The sequence below is a fragment of the Rhodococcus sp. PvR099 genome (genome assembly GCF_017833315.1).
GTDB lineage: Bacteria > Actinomycetota > Actinomycetes > Mycobacteriales > Mycobacteriaceae > Rhodococcus_G > Rhodococcus_G oryzae.
Map to the genome: position 1 here is coordinate 3,267,140 of NZ_JAFIBV010000001.1, position 16,833 is coordinate 3,283,972.

Annotated in this window: 15 protein-coding genes, 1 pseudogene and 1 riboswitch; of the genes and pseudogenes, 10 read left to right on the forward strand and 6 right to left on the reverse strand. The window is 69.4% G+C overall.

Annotated elements, in window-relative coordinates:
- Window positions 1-46 precede the first annotated feature (46 nt).
- Window positions 47-673: a carbonic anhydrase gene (locus tag JOE46_RS14875; RefSeq protein WP_209927704.1), complete on the reverse strand. Its 627-nt coding sequence runs from the start codon at window positions 671-673 to the stop codon at window positions 47-49.
- 80 nt (window positions 674-753) lie between these two features.
- On the opposite strand from JOE46_RS14875, the gene JOE46_RS14880 reads away from it, so the two are divergent.
- A complete protein-coding gene (locus JOE46_RS14880) occupies window positions 754-1,623 on the forward strand; it encodes an A/G-specific adenine glycosylase (RefSeq protein ID WP_097212946.1) in 870 nt (289 codons plus the stop codon).
- Between the two features lie 20 nt (window positions 1,624-1,643).
- On the opposite strand, the gene JOE46_RS14885 is transcribed toward JOE46_RS14880, so the two are convergent.
- From JOE46_RS14885 to JOE46_RS14895, 3 genes are all read right to left on the reverse strand, one after another.
- Window positions 1,644-2,012 carry an Imm51 family immunity protein gene (locus JOE46_RS14885; RefSeq protein ID WP_097212945.1) on the reverse strand — a complete coding sequence of 123 codons (369 nt, stop codon included), beginning with the start codon at window positions 2,010-2,012 and terminating at the stop codon, window positions 1,644-1,646.
- A 68-nt stretch (window positions 2,013-2,080) separates the two neighbouring features.
- A complete protein-coding gene (locus tag JOE46_RS14890; RefSeq protein ID WP_209927707.1) occupies window positions 2,081-2,845 on the reverse strand; it encodes an alpha/beta fold hydrolase in 765 nt (254 codons plus the stop codon).
- Between the two features lie 50 nt (window positions 2,846-2,895).
- Window positions 2,896-4,251: an MFS transporter gene (locus JOE46_RS14895; RefSeq protein ID WP_245221802.1), complete on the reverse strand. Its 1,356-nt coding sequence runs from the start codon at window positions 4,249-4,251 to the stop codon at window positions 2,896-2,898.
- A 218-nt stretch (window positions 4,252-4,469) separates the two neighbouring features.
- Here JOE46_RS14895 and JOE46_RS14900 point away from each other — a divergent pair, with 218 nt between their 5' ends.
- From JOE46_RS14900 to JOE46_RS14910, 3 genes are read left to right on the forward strand one after another with little or no spacing between them, the layout of a single operon-like run.
- Window positions 4,470-4,862 carry a MarR family winged helix-turn-helix transcriptional regulator gene (locus tag JOE46_RS14900; RefSeq protein WP_077042964.1) on the forward strand — a complete coding sequence of 131 codons (393 nt, stop codon included), beginning with the start codon at window positions 4,470-4,472 and terminating at the stop codon, window positions 4,860-4,862.
- A gap of 25 nt (window positions 4,863-4,887) precedes the next feature.
- Entirely contained in the window at window positions 4,888-5,205 is a 318-nt protein-coding gene (gene mhuD / locus JOE46_RS14905) for a mycobilin-forming heme oxygenase MhuD (RefSeq protein WP_027500517.1), read from the forward strand.
- Between the two features lie 48 nt (window positions 5,206-5,253).
- Window positions 5,254-6,333 (forward strand): alpha/beta hydrolase, encoded by a 1,080-nt coding sequence (locus JOE46_RS14910; RefSeq protein WP_097212942.1) that lies wholly within the window; start codon window positions 5,254-5,256, stop codon window positions 6,331-6,333.
- Here the strand turns inward: JOE46_RS14910 and JOE46_RS14915 are convergent.
- Complete coding sequence (locus tag JOE46_RS14915) at window positions 6,295-7,401, reverse strand: glycosyltransferase (protein WP_209927713.1); 1,107 nt, start codon at window positions 7,399-7,401, stop codon at window positions 6,295-6,297. The genes JOE46_RS14910 and JOE46_RS14915 overlap by 39 nt on opposite strands.
- A gap of 118 nt (window positions 7,402-7,519) precedes the next feature.
- Window positions 7,520-7,648, forward strand: a riboswitch (cobalamin riboswitch).
- Between the two features lie 25 nt (window positions 7,649-7,673).
- Here JOE46_RS14915 and JOE46_RS14920 point away from each other — a divergent pair.
- The 3 genes from JOE46_RS14920 to JOE46_RS14930 all read left to right on the forward strand — a co-directional run bounded on the left by JOE46_RS14920 (window position 7,674) and on the right by JOE46_RS14930 (window position 9,276).
- Window positions 7,674-7,868 carry a CbtB domain-containing protein gene (locus tag JOE46_RS14920; RefSeq protein WP_027500515.1) on the forward strand — a complete coding sequence of 65 codons (195 nt, stop codon included), beginning with the start codon at window positions 7,674-7,676 and terminating at the stop codon, window positions 7,866-7,868.
- A complete protein-coding gene (locus tag JOE46_RS14925; protein WP_209927715.1) occupies window positions 7,859-8,668 on the forward strand; it encodes a CbtA family protein in 810 nt (269 codons plus the stop codon). The genes JOE46_RS14920 and JOE46_RS14925 overlap by 10 nt, the downstream gene beginning before the upstream one ends.
- 158 nt (window positions 8,669-8,826) lie before the next feature.
- Window positions 8,827-9,276: a hypothetical protein gene (locus tag JOE46_RS14930; RefSeq protein WP_097212940.1), complete on the forward strand. Its 450-nt coding sequence runs from the start codon at window positions 8,827-8,829 to the stop codon at window positions 9,274-9,276.
- Between the two features lie 159 nt (window positions 9,277-9,435).
- On the opposite strand, the gene JOE46_RS14935 is transcribed toward JOE46_RS14930, so the two are convergent.
- Window positions 9,436-10,119, reverse strand: coding sequence for a DsbA family protein (locus tag JOE46_RS14935; RefSeq protein WP_209929118.1), 684 nt, complete (start codon window positions 10,117-10,119; stop codon window positions 9,436-9,438).
- 232 nt (window positions 10,120-10,351) lie between these two features.
- On the opposite strand from JOE46_RS14935, the pseudogene JOE46_RS27120 reads away from it, so the two are divergent.
- The 3 genes and pseudogenes from JOE46_RS27120 to JOE46_RS14950 all read left to right on the forward strand — a co-directional run bounded on the left by JOE46_RS27120 (window position 10,352) and on the right by JOE46_RS14950 (window position 16,797).
- Window positions 10,352-11,797 (forward strand): annotated as a pseudogene (locus JOE46_RS27120) (MFS transporter).
- A gap of 76 nt (window positions 11,798-11,873) precedes the next feature.
- A complete protein-coding gene (locus JOE46_RS14945; protein ID WP_209927717.1) occupies window positions 11,874-15,290 on the forward strand; it encodes a BTAD domain-containing putative transcriptional regulator in 3,417 nt (1,138 codons plus the stop codon).
- A 121-nt stretch (window positions 15,291-15,411) separates the two neighbouring features.
- The gene (locus JOE46_RS14950) at window positions 15,412-16,797 is read left to right on the forward strand and encodes an FAD-binding oxidoreductase (protein ID WP_097212937.1); all 1,386 of its coding nucleotides are present in this window, start codon (window positions 15,412-15,414) and stop codon (window positions 16,795-16,797) included.
- Window positions 16,798-16,833 lie beyond the last annotated feature (36 nt).

A 16,833-nucleotide genomic window follows, 5' to 3' on the forward strand; every position in this document is an offset into this window, starting at 1 on the left:
TAGGTCCCCGGGCCCGGGCGGACCTCCACCAGCCCCGGCGTGTCGCTCAGTCGGCAACCTCTCCGATGTCGCCGACGGAGGCCTGCAGCTTCACGCGACCGTCGGAGAGCTTGTATGTGACGCCGACGATGGCGCAGGATCCCCGCTCCACTCGGTCCGCGATGATCCGGGATCGCTGCATGAGCAGGCTGCCGGTCTCGACGACGTGCCGGGCCTCGAGCTCGTCGATCTCCTTGAGGCCCTCGTTGCGGCCCATGAGGATCGACGGCGCGACCCGCTCGACGACGTCGCGGATGAAGCCGTTCGGGATCGCCCCCTTGTCGAGCGCGTCGAGGGTCGCCTTGACCGCGCCGCAGCTGTCGTGGCCGAGGACCACGATCAGCGGCACGTTGAGGATCTCGACCGCGTACTCGATGGAACCGAGCACGGAGCTGTCGATGACGTGGCCGGCCGTGCGCACCACGAACATGTCGCCGAGGCCTTGGTCGAAGATGATCTCCGCGGCGACGCGCGAGTCACCGCAACCGAACAGCACCGCCGTTGGGTGCTGTCCGTCGACGAGTTTCGCCCGGTCGGCGATGCCCTGGCTGGGGTGCAGCGAGGTGTCGTTCACGAAGCGGTCGTTACCCTGCTTCAGTGCCTTCCAGGCCGAGATGGGGTTCGAGTTGGGCATGTCAGCCATTGTGCACCCGGTACTTTCTGCGTTTCGTTCGCCACCTGGCAAAACTGTGAAATGGGAGGTGTGAAGTTCAAGTGAACACCTCCGCACTGATCGCGTGGTACGAGCGTCAGGCCCGGGACCTGCCGTGGAGGCGCGAGGGCGTCACCGCGTGGCAGATCCTGATGAGCGAGATCATGTTGCAGCAGACGCCGGTGGTCCGCGTCGCGCCGATCTGGGAGCAGTGGGTGGCGCGCTGGCCGGTGCCCTCGTTGATGGCCGCGTCGAGCCAGGGCGAGGTGCTGCGTGCCTGGGGCAAGCTCGGCTACCCGCGCCGGGCCCTGCGGCTGCACGAGTGCGCACGGGTGCTGGCCGCCGAACACGGCGACGAGGTACCCGACGACGTGGAGATCCTGCTCGGCCTGCCGGGAATCGGCGCGTACACCGCGCGCGCGGTGGCTTGTTTCGCCTACGGGCAGCGGGTCCCGGTGGTGGACACCAACGTCCGGCGCGTGGTGGCAAGGGCCGTGCACGGCGCCGCCGAGCCCGGCAATCCGTCGACCACTCGCGACCTCGCCGATGTCGACGCGCTACTCCCGCGGACCAGGGCGAGGGCCGCGGTGTTCTCGGCCGCGCTGATGGAGCTGGGCGCGACCGTGTGCACCGCGCGCAATGCCGACTGCGACCGCTGCCCGCTGACCGACTGCGCGTGGGTCGGCGCGGGTCGCCCGGCCCACACCGGGCCCGCGCGCAAGGTGCAGAAGTTCGCGGGCACCGATCGCCAGGTCCGCGGCCGCTTGCTGGACGTGCTGCGGGAGACGCATGCGCCGGTCGAACGGGCGCGGCTCGACCAGGCGTGGCTGACGGACCCCGCGCAGCGGGACCGGGCGCTGGACTCGCTTCTCGTGGACGGGCTGGTCGAGCAGACCGAGGACGGGATGTTCGCCCTCGCAGGGGAAGCCTGACGGCAGTCGCGGGGCCCGGACTAGTCGTCGTCGACGCCGAGTTCGACGGCGCGGGTCAGCGCGGCGTCGAGGGCGTCCGCGTCCAGCACCAGAGTGTGCAGGGTCCGCGCCGCGACGAGCAGTGCATCGAGATCGTTCCCGTAGACGCTCACCATGCCTGCCTCCGGATCGAAGCCGACCGCGCCGAGGGCGGCAGGGGCTCGGTCGGTGAGCACCGCTCGAAGGGCACCGGCGAACTCGTACCCGGAGCCCTCGATGCCGTGCGCCTCCAGCGCGGACCGGTGCTGGTGATACTCCGGGCCGCCGGGCGAGTAGATGATGCTGGAACTGTTGTCGCCGGAGACGAGAAGAACCGGGCGGAGGGCATCGAAATCACTGGGTGTCGCCATGCCGAGACCGTACCCAGGCGGTGCGACAGTGCGCCGCGGCGTCTGGCCACAGACGCCCGGGGCCTCGTTCACCGACCGGTCGCGCGAACGGGCAACTCCTCGAGGAACGCCTCCACCGCAGCGCGGTACTCGACCGGCCGATCGTCGTGCACCAGGTGACCGGCACCCGCGACCAATTCGTAACGCGTCTCCGATTCCCTTGCCGTGTCGGCCATTGCGCGCATCTGCCCGGCCGGGGTGATGGTGAACTCGCCCTCAAGCAGCAGGGCCGGTGCCCGGACCGCGGACCACTGCGCCCAGAAGTCGCGGGTCCCCCACTCCTCGGAGATGTCCCGCCACACCGGCACCTCGCCGTGCAGATGGAAACCGTCGGACCGCTCCTCGAAGGAATCCATGAAGTACTGCGCCGCAACGGGTCCGAAGAAGTCGATCATGTGCTCGCGGTCGCGGAACGGCTGCGGCCAGGACCCGATCATCTCGGCCCAGTCGCGCGCGGTGCGCCCCTGGAAGTCGGGCGCCATGTCCTCGACGACGAGCGCGCTGACGCGGTCGGGGTGCGCGGCGGCGAAGCACCAGGCGTGCAGCCCGCCCATCGAATGTCCGATCACCACCATCGGCTCGGTGATCGGCGTCAGTGCGTCCGTGAGGTCCTCGACGAATGCCTCGGTGGTCAGTTCGGCGGGGGCTGGCCTGCCGTGCCCGGCCGCGTCGAGGGTGTAGACGTGCCCGTACTCGCGCAGCCACGGCACGTGCCTGCGCCAGGTCCTGGCGCTGCCCATCAGTCCGTGGAGCAACAGAATCGGCCGACCGGTCCCACCCTCGTCATGCAGCACGGCACCGAGGCTATCCCGGTGCCGTGCTGCCTCGCGGTCGGTGTGCCCGGTCAGGCCTGGCTCGTCTCCGGCACGGCCGAGTAGCGGCGCCCGCGGATCAGCGGCCAGACGGTGATCGCCAGCCCGAGCAGCGCAACGCCGGTGACCAGGATCAGGCCGGGGCGGAACTGCTCGAAGCTCGCGGTGCCCGCCCCGGTGTGCGAACCGGCGGTGACCAGCGCGGTGGTCAGCGCGAGCACCAGCGCCGCGCCGACCTGCATCGACGTCTGGACCAGACCCGAGGCCAGGCCCTGCTCGGAGTCGTCGACGCCCGAGGTGGCCTGGGCCATGATCGAGGTGAAGCCGAACGTGAATCCGAGACCGAGCAGGATCACGCTGGGCAGGATGGCGACCGCGTAGTTCGGCTGGTCGCTGCCCACGAACAGGAACCACAGGTAGCCCAGGCTCAGCGAGCCGAGCGCGGCGATGATCATCCGCGGCGTGCCGAACCGGTCGACGAGACGTCCCACGAACGGCGAACCGAACGCGACGATCAGTCCGGCCGGGAGCAGCGCCATCGCCATCTTCAGCGGCGACCAGCCGAGCCCGGACTGCAGGAAGATCGTCACCATGAACTGGAAGCTCAGGTAGGAACCGAACAACGCGATGATGCTCAGGTTGGCCCGCACGATCGCGCCCACCCTGAGGATGCTCAGCCGGACGAGCGGATGCGCAATTCGCCTCTCCACCAAGACGAACGAGGCCAGCAGGACCGCCGCGAGCGCGAAGAGTCCGAGCGTGAGCGGATCAGCCCAACCCCGTGCGGGCGCGGAGACAACGGTGTAGACGGCGAGCATCATGCCCGCGACCAGGGTGACCGCGCCCACCAGATCGTGCCCGCCGGTGTCGGCAGGCTGGTCCCGCGGGATGAGGACGACGGCGGCGACGAGGGTTGCGACGGCGAACGGCACCGGCATCAGGAACGTCCACCGCCAGCCGGCGCTGGTGAGCAGTCCGCCGAGGATCAGCCCCGACGAGTAGCCGCTGGCACCGAACACGGAGAAGATGGACAGCGCCCGGTTGCGGGCAGGCCCCTCCTTGAAGGTGGTGGTCAGGATCGACATCGCGGTCGGCGCGGTGAAGGCCGCGGCGAGGCCCTTCACGAAGCGGGTCACGATGAGCAGGGTGCCGTTGTCGACGAGCCCGCCGACCAGCGAGGCGACGGCGAAGACCGCCAACGCCACCAGGAAGACGTTGCGCCTGCCGAGCAGGTCGGCGGTGCGGCCACCCAGCAGCAGCAGGCCGCCGAAGCCGAGCACGTAGCCGTTGATGATCCACTGCAGTGAGGTGGTGTCCAGGCCGAGTTCGGTGCCGATCGAGGGCAGCGCGACGCCCACCATCGAGACGTCGAGCCCATCGAGGAACATCACGACGCACAGCACCGCGAGGATCCCCCAGAGGCGGGCCGTCCATGCCTGCCCTGCGGCAGGAGCGGTCGAACCCGGCGAGGCGGTGAGGTTCGGAGTGGTTTCGGTGGTAGTCACGTCGAGGACTGTATGTGCATGTGCAATCAATGCGCAAGCACTAATTTCGTTAACATTTAATTCGCTTGCATCAATCGGTGGACGGGAACTAGGATGCGGCCATGACGTCAGAAGCTGAGCTCCGCGGCACCTGGCGAGCGCTGCTCGACCGGTACAACGGCATCGCGTGCGACCTCGATCGCCAGATGCAGAACGCGCACGGCCTGAGCATGAGCGACTTCGAGACCCTCGACCGCCTGATGAGCGTCACCTGCAAGCACCCACGGATGCAGGAGCTCGCCGCGGACATGTACCTGAGCCCGAGCGCCCTCTCCCGGAGCGTCGCGCGGCTGGAGAAGGCGGGGCTGGTCGCACGGTCGCTGTGCGAATCGGATCGTCGCGGGGTTTTCGTCGACGTCACCGATGCCGGCCGCGCGGTCCACGCCGACGCGGGCAAGATCCAATTGGCCGTGCTGACCGAGCATCTCGCGGAACCCGACACCACCGGCGCCTGACCGCGAGCGGAGTACGCTCGCCCGCATGGCAGTCGTGAAGATCAATGCAATCGAGGTTCCCGAGGGCGCAGGCCCCGAGCTGGAGAAGCGCTTCGCGAACCGCGCGCACGCGGTCGAGAACTCCCCCGGCTTCCTCGGCTTCCAGTTGCTGCGTCCCGTCAAGGGCGACGAGCGCTACTTCGTCGTGACGCAGTGGGAATCCGAGGAGGCCTTCAAGGCGTGGTCCGACGGCCCGGCCCGGGCCGCGCACTCGGGTGAGCGCGCCAAGCCGGTGGCAACCGGTGCATCCCTGCTCGAGTTCGAGGTCGTGCTCGACGTGGCCGCCGCGGCGAAGGACGCCTGAGCCCCGAATCGGGCAAACGCCCCTGGTCGAGCGGGTACGTTCGCACGTATGACCCTGGCGCTCGAAGCCGCGAGGCGGCACACGCTGCAGACCCTCCTGCGGATGCCCGCGGGCGTCCTCCGCCGCGTGGCGGGGCGGCCGGTGGAGATCGAAGGCAACGTCCTCGACCCCGAGATGCAGCTCATCCTCGCGTTGCAGAAGGTCGAGGGCGGGCCGTTCGAGGAGCGTCCGATCCCTGAAGGTCGGCGCGTGCTGCTGTCCAGTTCCAGGGTCGTCGGCGGCAACCTGCCGATCGGCGCGGTCACCGACCGCGACATCGACGGCCCGGCAGGCCCGCTCCGGCTGCGGATCTACACCCCCCGCGGCCTGACCACCACCTCGCCTGCACTGTTCTTCATCCACGGTGGCGGCTGGGTCTACTGCGACCTCGACAGCCACGATGCGCTGTGCCGTTTCCTCGCCGAGCGGGCCGGGGTGCGGGTCGTCGCCGTCGACTATCGGCTGGCCCCCGAGTCGCCCTTCCCCGCCGCGGTGCACGACGTCGAGGCGGCGTACTCGTTCGTGACCGCCAACGCGGCCGGCCTTGGCATCGACCCGGACCGGATCGCGGTCGGTGGTGACAGCGCGGGCGGAAACCTCGCCGCCGTACTGGCCCAGCGCGCCGCGCACGGGGAACTCGGGGTGCCGCCTGCGTTCCAGTTGCTGATCTATCCCGCAGTGGATTTCGCCGTCAAACGGCCCAGCCGGGCGACCTTCGCGAAATTCTTCCTGACCACGCGGTTCATGGACGTGGCCGACGAGAGCTACGTCCCCGCGGGCGCGGACCGGACCGATCCGCTGCTGTCACCGATCTACGGCGATCTCACCGGCCTGCCGCCCGCCTACGTCGTGACCGCCGGTTTCGATCCGCTGCGCGACGAGGGCGAGGCCTACGCCGAGAAGCTCCGTGCGGCGGGGGTCGAGGTGCAGTACGTCCTCGAGCCCGGGCTGATCCACTCCTTCGCGAACATGGTGGGCGTCGGCCGCTCGGGTCCCGAGGCGATGGGCCGGGTCGCGGCCGCGTTGCGGCTGGCGCTGTCCACCCCGCCCTCAGTTCCCCGCGAGCACCGAGAGCATCCCGTCGACTGACGCCGACCAGCTGAACTGTTCGGCCCGCAGCCGAGCGGATTCCCGGCGCGCGACCGCCGGGATGTCCAGCACCCCGGTGACGGCGTCCGCCAGCGCGACGCCCCGCCCGTGCGCAACCGCCCCGCACCCCGGGGTGATGATCTCGGACAGGGCGGACGATCGCGCCGCGACCACCGGCGTCCCCGCGGCCAGCGACTCCAGGGCCGACAGGCAGAAGGTCTCGTGCGGTCCGGGCGCCAGGGTGACGTCGGCGGAGGCGAACAGCGTCGCCAGCCGGCCGGTGTCGCCGATGAACCCGGTGAAGTGCACCGGCAGCTTCCGCGCCCTGTGCCGCAAGGCTTCTCGCTTCGGCCCGTCCCCGGCGATCACCAGCCGGATGTCCTGTCCCTGCCCGACCAGGGACCGGACCGCGTCGATGCTGCGATCGACCTGCTTCTCCACCGACAGCCGTCCGCAGTGCAGCAGCAGGCGTTGCGACGGCCGGGCGTAGTGCTCGCGCACGCCCTCGTCCCGCCGATCCGGATGGAAGAGCGCCAGGTCGACGCCCAGCGGAACGCGGAACAGGTTTCCCGCGCCGATCCGGACGAACTCCTCGGACGCGAACGCGGTGGTGCAGACCACCGCATCGAAGTTGCGCACCATCCGCGCGTTGGCGACGTCCGCCCACGACCGCGCCGTGCGCGGCGGCAGCACCTGCCCGAGCAGCCGGTCGAGTCGCTCGTGGGACACCACCACGCTCCACACGTCACGCCGCCGCGCCCACTGCCCGAAGCCGCGCAGCGTCAGCCGATCCGACACCTCGAGGGCGGCCGGGCGCAGCCCCCGCACCACGTCGGCCACCCGGTGCGGATTGACGGCGCGATAACCACCGGTGGCGGGGATCGGCACCGCCGCAAGGGTGATCCGGAGGACCCCGCTCGGCATCACCTCCTCGGCATCGCGCCTGCCAGGAACCACCAGGATCACCTCGTGCCCGCGTCCGCAGTAGCCGGCGCCCCAGTTGTGCAGCGCGGTGCGCAGCCCGCCCGATCGGGGACCGTAGAAGTTGGCCAGCTGCACTATTCGCACCGACCCATCGATCCCTGTCGGCATGGCGATCCCGCCAACAGTCGCGGACCGCCCGATGAAGTGCGCGCGAACGTCTCGCCGGTCGACCGGACGCGGTGCGATTGACACCACCGGCTGGCGAATGCGAGAGTGCGCTGGTAATAGCGATGGTTGACGGGAATCCGGTGAGAGTCCGGAGCGGTCGCGCCACTGTGATCGAGGCACACCCTCGACAGCCAGATACCGGGCCATCGCATGGGCTTTTTAAGGGACGCGGAATCCCAGGAGGAACCATGGCACTCGTACACAATCCCAGCACGGCGACCGATTCTGTCGGCATCGCGATGATCATCGCGGGCGTGGTCCTGCTCGCGATGCTGACCCTCTACCTGGTCGGCTTCGACCAGGGTGCGGTCTCGCGCACCGGCATGTACATGCACGAACTGATGCATGACGGTCGGCACCTGCTGGGCCTGCCGTGCCACTGACCGGAACCTTCAAGAACCTCCTCATCCGCGGTCTGCTGGCCGGCCTCGTCGCCGGACTGCTCGCCGGTGCTGTCGCGTTCGTGATCGGCGAACCACACATCGACGCGGCCATCGCGATCGAGGAGGCCGCGGCTGCGCCCGTCGAGCCGCACGGGCACGGCGCAGCAGCGACCGAGGCCGTGACCGAAGAGCCCGCTGGGCACTCGCACGGCGATTCCGAGGAGCCGCTGGTCAGCAGGGACGGGCAGCGATTCGGCCTGTTCCTCGCGACCAGCCTCGCCGGTCTCGCGCTCGGCGCCCTGTTCGCTGTGGTCGCGTACTACGCGCGGCGGGTCAGCGGCCTGTCCGGACCGATCCTCGCGCTGACCCTGGCCGGTCTCGGCTGGCTTGCGGTCGAGGCGGTCCCGTTCTTCAAGTATCCGGCGAACCCGCCCGCGGTCGGGGACCCGGAGACCATCAACAACCGGACCTGGCTGTGGCTGGCCGCGGTGGCGCTCGGCCTCGCCGCGGTGTCGATCGCCGCCTACGTGGCAAAGGTGGTGGCGGCCAACCAGTTCCTGACCGTCCGGATCGCGGCACCGCTGCTCGCCTTCCTGGCTGTGGCCGGAATCGGCTACCTGGTGCTCCCGGATATCAACGAGGTCGGCCCCGACTTCCCCGCCAGCCTGCTGTGGGACTTCCGGGTGTCCTCGCTGACGATCCAGGCCACGTTGTGGCTGGCGCTCGGCCTCGGGTTCGCCTTCCTCACCGAGGGCGCAGCGAAGGCGAGCTCCCAGTCGGAGGCGCTGACCGCCCGCTGACGGTCACCACGCGAGCGAAGCGGTGGATCCCGGTGATTGCACCGGGATCCACCGCTTCTTCCGTTGTCCCACACGGTCGACCGATACCGTGGGGTGAGCCCGGATTCATGCCACAGGGTGATGCCCGCTGCCGCTGCAGAGCGGCACGCTCGGAAACCATGACCACCACCGAGATCCGCACCCGCCCACCGCACCAGGTCGAGCTCTCCTTCACCCTGCTCTCCGTCGCATTGCTCGCGGGCATCGTCGAGGCGATCCTCCAGGCCGCTCGCGCGCTGGAAGAAGGCGGCGCGAGTCCGTCCGCGATTGCCGTCCAGGGCGCGATCCGGCTGGCGATCTACGGCGCGGTGTACGCGCTCGCCGTCGCGATGCGGCGCGGTTCGAATCCCGCCCGGCTGACCCTGCTCGTCGGCCTCGGGACGGTGGGAATCGGGTCGCTGGTCATCGAGCCGGCGGCCTGGCTGTTGTCCGCGAACGGATTCGACGTCGCGGACCTCACGGTCGCGTCGACCCTCATCGGTCTGGCGCGCACCGTCCACCTGATCGCGGTGGTCACCGGGCTCGGCCTGCTGCTGGGCGCGGGCGCCAGGAGGTACTTCGCGCGCTAGGGCGCGTCTCTCAAATCCTTCCGGATGCACCTGGTGAAGCGATCGTTGTCCGGCAAGGCGGAGGAGGAGCCGATACCGGGTTTGTATCGGCGACGACGACAACGCAGCTGGGCGGCGATCGGGCGCCAGGGGCGCCGTACGGGGATTTGGGAGACGTGCCTAGACGGCGCAGGAGTCGTCGGCGCAGCTGCCTGCGTCGTCGCCGAGCACGGCGATCGCCCCGGACTGCGCGTAGGCCTGCTCGAGCAGCTGGACGAACACCTCGACGGGCTGCGCGCCGGAGATACCGATCGCCCGATTGGCGGCGAAGAACGGCACCCCGGTAACGCCGAGCAGGCGCGCCTCCTCGATGTCCCCGCGCACCTGCTCCGCCGCGGCGTCGGTCTCGAGCGCGGCGCGGATCGCGGTCGCATCGAGCCCGATCTCGGCGGCGATCGCGACGAGTTCGTCGCGGTCGTCCACCACGCGGCCGTCGGTGAAGTGGGCGCGGAACAGCGCCTCCATCACGTCCTCGCTCCGGTCCCCCGCGAGGTGGACAAGCCGGTGGGCGTCGAAGGTGTTCGCGGCGATCACGGTGTCGAAGTCCATCGTGAGGCCGTCGGCCGCTGCGGTGGACGCGACGTGGGCGAACATCTGCCTGATCTGATCGGCGGGCAGGCCCTTGTGCCGGGCCAGTGCCTCGAGCTCGCTTGCCCTGGCACCGACCGGCGTCTCGGGGGCGAGTTGGTAGGAACGCCACACCACCCGCACCCGGTCACGGTGCTCGAACTGTTCCAGTGCGGCCGCGAAGCGGCGCTTACCGATGTAGCACCACGGGCAGGCGATATCCGACCAGACCTCCATCACCACGGCGGGCTCGGTGGCGGATTCGGGCTTGTTGTTCGTTTCGAGGCTCACAGATGGTTGAAACGTCCACCATCCCGTTTCTGTTCCTCCGGTCAGACGGCTCGACTGGGTGCTCGGCGCATCCGGCGCGCGTCCAAGGATTTCGCCTGATGCAAGCCAAGCGTGCGGGCGCACGGTGGTGACGGTGCGAGCACGTCGCACCTCTCCCACGACAGACCGAGGACAGCCCATGCCAGTCGAGACCATTCCGAAGAACGCGGCCACGAGGCGCGCAACCCTGACCGTGGTGTGTGTGACCACGGCGATGTTGATGCTCGACATCGCGGTCGTCAACACCGCTCTGCCGTCGATCGCGACCGACCTGGACACGGGTGTCAGCGGACTGCAGTGGGTCGTCGACGCTTACACGCTGGCGTTGGCGACCGTGGTACTCAGCGCGGGGTCCTGGGCGGATCGTCGCGGACGTCGCCATGTGTTCCTGGTGGGAATCGTGCTGTTCACCCTCACCTCCCTGCTGTGCGCGCTGGCGCCGAACATCTGGGTACTCGACCTCGCGCGCGCCGCACAGGGGGTCGGAGCCGCCCTGCTGTTCGCCTGCTCGCTCGCGCTGCTCGCCGACGTGTTCGAGAAGGGGCCTGCACGCGCGACTGCGCTGGCCGCGTACGGCGCCACGATCGGGGGCGCGTTCGCGGTCGGGCCGCTGGTGGGCGGGCTTCTGACCGAGTTGGTGGACTGGCGCGCCATCTTCTTGATCAACGTTCCGATCGGACTGCTCACCCTGGCAGTCACGCTCCGGTGGGTGCCGGAATCGCGTGACCCGAATCCGCGCGGCGCCGACGTCATCGGACAGATTCTGGTCTGCATCGGGTTGGGGGCCGTCGTCCTCGGGCTACTGCGCGGCAACGAGGCCGGTTGGAGCGAGCCGGTGCCGGTGACCGCCCTGGTGGTCGGCGCCGCCGCGCTCGTCGGATTCGCCGGATACGAACGGCGCGCCGCCGAGCCGATGTTGCCCCCGCACCTGCTCGCGAACCGAGCGTTTGCGGGCGCGTAGATCGCCGCCTTCGCGATCTCGGCGTCGTTGTTCGCTGTGTTCGTCTACACCACGATCTACCTGCAGAGCATCCTGCACCTGTCGCCCGTCGCGGCAGGGTTGGTGTACCTGCCCGCGACGGTCGCCATGTTCGTGGTCGCGGGCGCCACCGCGAAACTCGACGGACGTATCGCCGTGTCGATCACATTGACCTGCTCGCTGATGTTGGTGGCCGCAGGCCTGGTGATGATGACCGTCGTGGACGTGTCCAGCTCGAAATACGCGATCCTGCCCGGATTCGTCATCGCGTGTGTTGGCGCAGGGGTGTTCAATCCGGTCATGAGCGGTTTGGTGCTCGGCGAGAGCACGGCCGACCACGCGGGATTGGCCGCGGGAATCAACGACGCGTTCCGCCAGACCGGCATCGCGGTGGGTGTGGCAGGCCTCGGCGTGTTCCTGCCCGCGCAGTCGATGCTGGGCGGGGGATCGCCGGAGGAGTTCGTCTCGGGACTGCACCGGGCCCTGTTCGTCGCCGCGCTCATTGCGGCGGCGGGCGCGCTGGTCTGCGCGGTCACGTTGCCCGCGCGTCGTTCCGCGCGTATCGACTCCGACGGTGAGCGTGAGGTCGTGTCCGCGCTTCGATGACCGTTTTATCGCGCATCGACGCACCTCGGTCCCTACACTCGAGCGGTCCGGAGTCGACAGTCGCGGGGGTGCGGGCATGATCTACCGGCTGCTCGGACCGCTGGAGGTGGCTCGAACCGACTCCGGCGGGCGAGTTCTCGACCTGGGACCGCGCAAGCAGCGCGCGGTGCTGGCGGTGCTGCTGCTCAGTCGCGGCCGGGTGGTGTCCACCGCCCGCCTGATCGACGCCCTCTGGGGTGACGACGCGCCTGCGAGCGCGATGGCGAGCATCCAGGCTTACATCTCCAACCTGCGGCGAGTGCTTCGCGTCGAGACCGGGGCCACGTCGCCGATCGTGCGGCAGCCACCGGGCTACGTCCTCGACGTCTCTGCCGACGAGATCGACCTCGCGACATTCCTCGACGATGCCGAGAACGCGCGGCGACTCGCGGAGGACGGGGTGTGGGAAGGGGCGCTCGAGACGGCCGATCGAGCACTCGCCTCGGTCCGCGGACAGCTGCTCGAGGATCTGAGTGACGAGCACTGGGTTCAGGTGGAGGCCGCCGGTTTCGACGAGGTACGGACCGAGTGCCGGGAGACCCGGATCACGGCGCTGCTCGCGCTGGGGCGGGTCCCACCCGCCCTCGTCGAGGCTACCCAGTTGTGCAGCGAATTCCCGTTCCGGGACCGCACGTGCTGGCTCCGAATGCTCGCCCTGCACCGGGCGGGCAGGTCGTCAGAGGCGTTGGAGCAGTTCCGCTCGCACGTCATCCGGCTCGACACGGAGCTGGGGCTCGTGCCGGGGACCGAACTGCACGCACTCCAGGGCGCGATACTCCGTCATGACCCGGGCCTGGCAGCGTGGCCACGTACACCGGGATGGACTGGGGCAGATCAGGTTCCACTGCCTGTGTCCCCGTCCTCCCACCATGACGCACCCGGATCGGGCGACGCGGCCGCGGCAGCGGAGCCGAGACGCGTGTTCGTCGGGCGCGGTAGCGAGACACACGTGATCGAGCGCATGCTCGACGATGTCCTCGGGGGATCGACACGGTGGTTGACGCTCACCGGCCCGGCCGGGATCGGGAAGACTCGGGTGGCCGAGGAGTGCGCGGCACGAGCAACGGCGGTGGGCGGGTCGGCGGTCTGGGCGCGGTGCCCGGAGGACGACGGGGCGCCGGCCTGGTGGCCGATACGCCGAATGGTGCGGGAACTCGGCGGCGAGGCGGATTCGGTGTTGATCCCCCCGACCGACGTCGATCCGGACGAGGCGCGGTTCGCCGTGTACGAACGGGTGCTGGGGGCGATCGAAACGGCGGCCGCAGGCAAGCCCGCGCTGACCATCGTCATCGACGACATCCAGTGGGCCGATCCGACCTCGCTGCGTTGCCTGACGTATCTCGTCGGGGCACTCCGCCACCGCGCGGTGTGGTTCGTGCTGACGCTGCGCGACTCCGACGCCGGGTCGGTCGGCAAACTCCTCGATGCCGTCCTTCGCGGGGAAGGCAACCGGCACGTCGAGGTGCCTGCACTGGAACCGAGCGAGGTCGAGGAGCTGGCCTGCCATGTCGCCGGTGAGCAGCTGAGCCCGGCCGAGGTGCGCGTCCTGACCGACCGGACAGGAGGCAACCCGCTGTTCGTCTCGGAGTACGCGCGGCTGCCGCGCGACGAGCGACTCGGTGACGGGATCCCGACAGCCGTTCGGTCGGTGCTGGGTCGACGGCTCGCGGCCGTGGAACCTGCTGTGTTGCAGGTGCTCCGAGTGGCCGCCGTGCTCGGTGACGCGATCGAGGTCGACGTCCTGGCCGCGGCGTCCCGCCTCGACATGGACACGCTGGCCGACTATCTCGACGACGCCGCCGACGAACGAATCATCGTGACAGCGCCCGGGTCCGCGGGCTACGGTTTCGCGCACGGATTGCTGCGGCACGAGGTTCTGCAGGCCATACCCCCGTTACGTCGACAGCGCATCCATGCGCGTGTCGCCGATATCCTGACGGAATCCTCCGATGCCGACCGATCCAGTCGGCGCGCCCAACACCTGTGCGCCGCACTGCCACTGGTGGATCCACGGAAAGTGCTCGACGCGTGCATTGTCGCGGCACGGGAGGCCACAGAACGATGGAGCTCGGAGACCGCGGCGCACTGGTGGGAGGTTGCAGTACGAACCTTCGACCTGCTGCCGGCATCGGAGCGCTCGCCCGACGATCGTGACGATCTACTGGTGGCCCGGGTGGAGGCACTGGCGCGCGCAGGCCGTGGACAGACGGTTCTCGACGTCGTCGAGGAGTGTCTGCTCGATGCGGTACGTGAGGGCCGCACCTCGGGTGCGGGCCGTTTGGCCGCCACCCTTCTGCGTGCTGCAGGGGCGTGGCCGTGGGTGTCGTACGGCCGGGATCCGGGGCCCCTGCTCGAACGCCTCGGAGCACTGGAACCGTTCGTCGCGTCCGATCGAGCCGCACATGCCCAGGTCCTCGCGGCGCTCGCCGTCGGCAGCTGCTATCACCCGGACGGGGAGGTGCCCGACGAGATGAGCCGCCGGGCACTCGAGCTGGCTCGCACCCACGGGGATCCGGACGTGGTGGCCGACGCATTGCTGGGACGGATACTCCTCTTCTCGGGGGTGGCGCGGCACAGCCGAGAATCCGTCGAATTGTTGACCGAACTCTTACAACTGCCACACGAGCAGTCGCGGGTCGACGATGTGATCGCGCACGCCGTCGCGAGCATGACGCAGATGAACCTCGCTGATACCGAGGCCGCCATCGCGCACGTGCGTCAGGGAATCATCGGTTGCGACCTGTTGCGCCTACCCGTGGTTCGAGTCCAACTGAGGTGGATGGAAGGAACTCTCGCGGAATGGCGCGGCGACTTCGAGCGGACCGCGCAGCAATACGACACGGCACGGCAGATTCACCTGCAAACCGAGTTGTACACCGCGGGCAGCGACGACCTCGCCGTGAACAGCCTGAAGTGGGCGCAGGGCGAGCTGGCCGACATGTCGCCGGGCTTTGTCGAGCCGAGGGCCTGGGATATCGCGATCGCGGCGGCGAGGGGGGACCGGCGGGCCGCGGCCGACGGCATTGCGCGCTGGACGTCGGATCCGGGACCGAACGTGTGGACCACACTGGGACACCAGACGTTGATCGCTCACGTGATCGCCGACCTGTCCCTGTCCGAGTATGCCGACCTGTTTCTCGGACTCCTCGCACCGTTCACGGATCGGATCGCGACCGTCGGGCAGGTCGGGGTCGTCGGGACGGTTGCGGAGGCGGTCGCGCGTCTGCACTCGATGCTCGGGCAGACCGACCAGGCATCGGCGCTGTTGGAGCAGGCCGAGCAGATCGGGGGCCGGACGTCGGGTGCGCCGACGCTGCTGCGATGCAGACTGCTCCGCGCGCAGCTCGCACCCGACTCGCCGGAGCGCGCCGCTGAGTTGTCCGCCATTGCGGAGAAATCCGAGCGCCGCGGCATGCGCGGGCTGACGGCGCAGGCACGGTTGCTGCTCGTCTGACCTCGGGCCGCCGACTTGGTGGAATCTTGGATCCGCGGTCGTGCTCGTCGCAAGAACCACCCAAGAGGGCCCGGACATTCTTCCTTCACGTCCCGAAAGCGGACAACGAAAGGAAGTTTCGATGGAGCTCCAGACCTCTGCAGCCGATGCCACCATCGCGTCGTTGCGTGCACATCTCAACGGATCGGTTTCCCTTCCCGGCGAACCCGGCTACGAGTTGGCCACGCCGTGGAACCTGGCGATCCCGGTCGCACCGCGCGCGGTCGTCGCGGTGGCCGACGCGGACGATGTCGCGGCGACCATGCGCTTCGCGGCACAGCACGGTCTCCGGGTCGCCGTGCAGCGCACCGGGCACGGCGCGGTCGCACTTCGCGATGACGTTCTCCTGGTACACACCGGGCAACTGAACGGGTGCTTCGTCGATCCCCTCGGCCGCACCGCGCGAGTCGGGGCCGGGACGATCTGGCAGGACGTCCTCGACGCGGCGGCACCACACGGCCTGGCACCGCTGACGGGTTCCTCCGCCACCGTCGGAGTCGCAGGCTTTCTCACCGGAGCCGGAATCGGGCCGCTGGTACGGACCTACGGACTGTCCTCCGACCAGGTGCGGGCGTTCGACGTCGTGACCGGGGACGGCGAGAAGCTGCGTGTCACCCCCGACGAGCATGCCGAACTGTTCTGGGGCCTGCGCGGCGGCAAGGCAACTCTGGGGATTGTCACTGCGGTGGAGATCGATCTGCTTCCGATCACCCAGATCTACGGTGGTGCACTCTATTTCGACGGTTCGGATGCTGTGGATGTTGCCCATGCGTGGCTCGACTGGTGCCGCGACCTGCCCGAGCACAGCTCGACGTCGATCGCGTTCCTGCAACTTCCCCCGTTGCCGCAGGTTCCACCGCCCCTCGCCGGCCGGCTGACGCTCGCCGTGAGGTTCGCGAGTGTCGCACAAGAACACGAGGCCGAGGACCTGATCGCGCGACTGCGCGCGGTGGCAACGCCACTGATCGATGCCATCGGTGTGATGCCCTATGCGGCGCTCTCCGCGATACACGCCGATCCTGTCGACCCGATGCCGGTCCACGAGTTCAGTGGCCTCACCGGGCCGCTGTCACACGAGGCCGTCGACGCCCTGCTCGCGGTGGCAGGACCGGGTTCCGGATCGCCGCAGACGGTGATCGAGCTCCGACTGCTCGGTGGCGCGTTGGCCCGCGAACCACGGCACCGCAGCGCCTTCTGCCATCGAGATGCCTCGTTCGCACTGATGGGTGCGGGCGTGCTGACTCCGCCACTCGCACAGTCGGTCGTCGAACACGCTCTCGTCGTCGAACAGGCGATGGCGGCGTGGACCACCGGAGCGACCCTGCCCAACTTCGCGGCCAGCGCCGACCCGGAACGGATCGCGCGGTCCTACGACGAGGACACCGTTGCTTGGCTCAGCGCCCTGGCAAACGAGCACGACCCGCGCGGGGTCCTGCGCATCGGTCAGGTCGTGCGCACTCCGGCGTGAACCCGCAACCGCGAGACTGCACGACCGACCACCGCA

What these genes read in the sequence shown, in the direction of transcription:
- JOE46_RS14875 (WP_209927704.1), bottom strand. Translation starts at nt 673, where the DNA reads ATGCCCAACTCGAACCCCATCTCGGCCTGGAAGGCACTGAAGCAGGGT.
- JOE46_RS14885 (WP_097212945.1), bottom strand. Translation starts at nt 2,012, where the DNA reads ATGGCGACACCCAGTGATTTCGATGCCCTCCGCCCGGTTCTTCTCGTC.
- JOE46_RS14895 (WP_245221802.1), bottom strand. Translation starts at nt 4,251, where the DNA reads ATGTTCCTCGATGGGCTCGACGTCTCGATGGTGGGCGTCGCGCTGCCC.
- JOE46_RS14900 (WP_077042964.1), top strand. Translation starts at nt 4,470, where the DNA reads ATGACGTCAGAAGCTGAGCTCCGCGGCACCTGGCGAGCGCTGCTCGAC.
- mhuD (WP_027500517.1), top strand. Translation starts at nt 4,888, where the DNA reads ATGGCAGTCGTGAAGATCAATGCAATCGAGGTTCCCGAGGGCGCAGGC.
- JOE46_RS14910 (WP_097212942.1), top strand. Translation starts at nt 5,254, where the DNA reads ATGACCCTGGCGCTCGAAGCCGCGAGGCGGCACACGCTGCAGACCCTC.
- JOE46_RS14920 (WP_027500515.1), top strand. Translation starts at nt 7,674, where the DNA reads ATGGCACTCGTACACAATCCCAGCACGGCGACCGATTCTGTCGGCATC.
- JOE46_RS14930 (WP_097212940.1), top strand. Translation starts at nt 8,827, where the DNA reads ATGACCACCACCGAGATCCGCACCCGCCCACCGCACCAGGTCGAGCTC.
- JOE46_RS14935 (WP_209929118.1), bottom strand. Translation starts at nt 10,119, where the DNA reads ATGGAGGTCTGGTCGGATATCGCCTGCCCGTGGTGCTACATCGGTAAG.
- JOE46_RS14945 (WP_209927717.1), top strand. Translation starts at nt 11,874, where the DNA reads ATGATCTACCGGCTGCTCGGACCGCTGGAGGTGGCTCGAACCGACTCC.
- JOE46_RS14950 (WP_097212937.1), top strand. Translation starts at nt 15,412, where the DNA reads ATGGAGCTCCAGACCTCTGCAGCCGATGCCACCATCGCGTCGTTGCGT.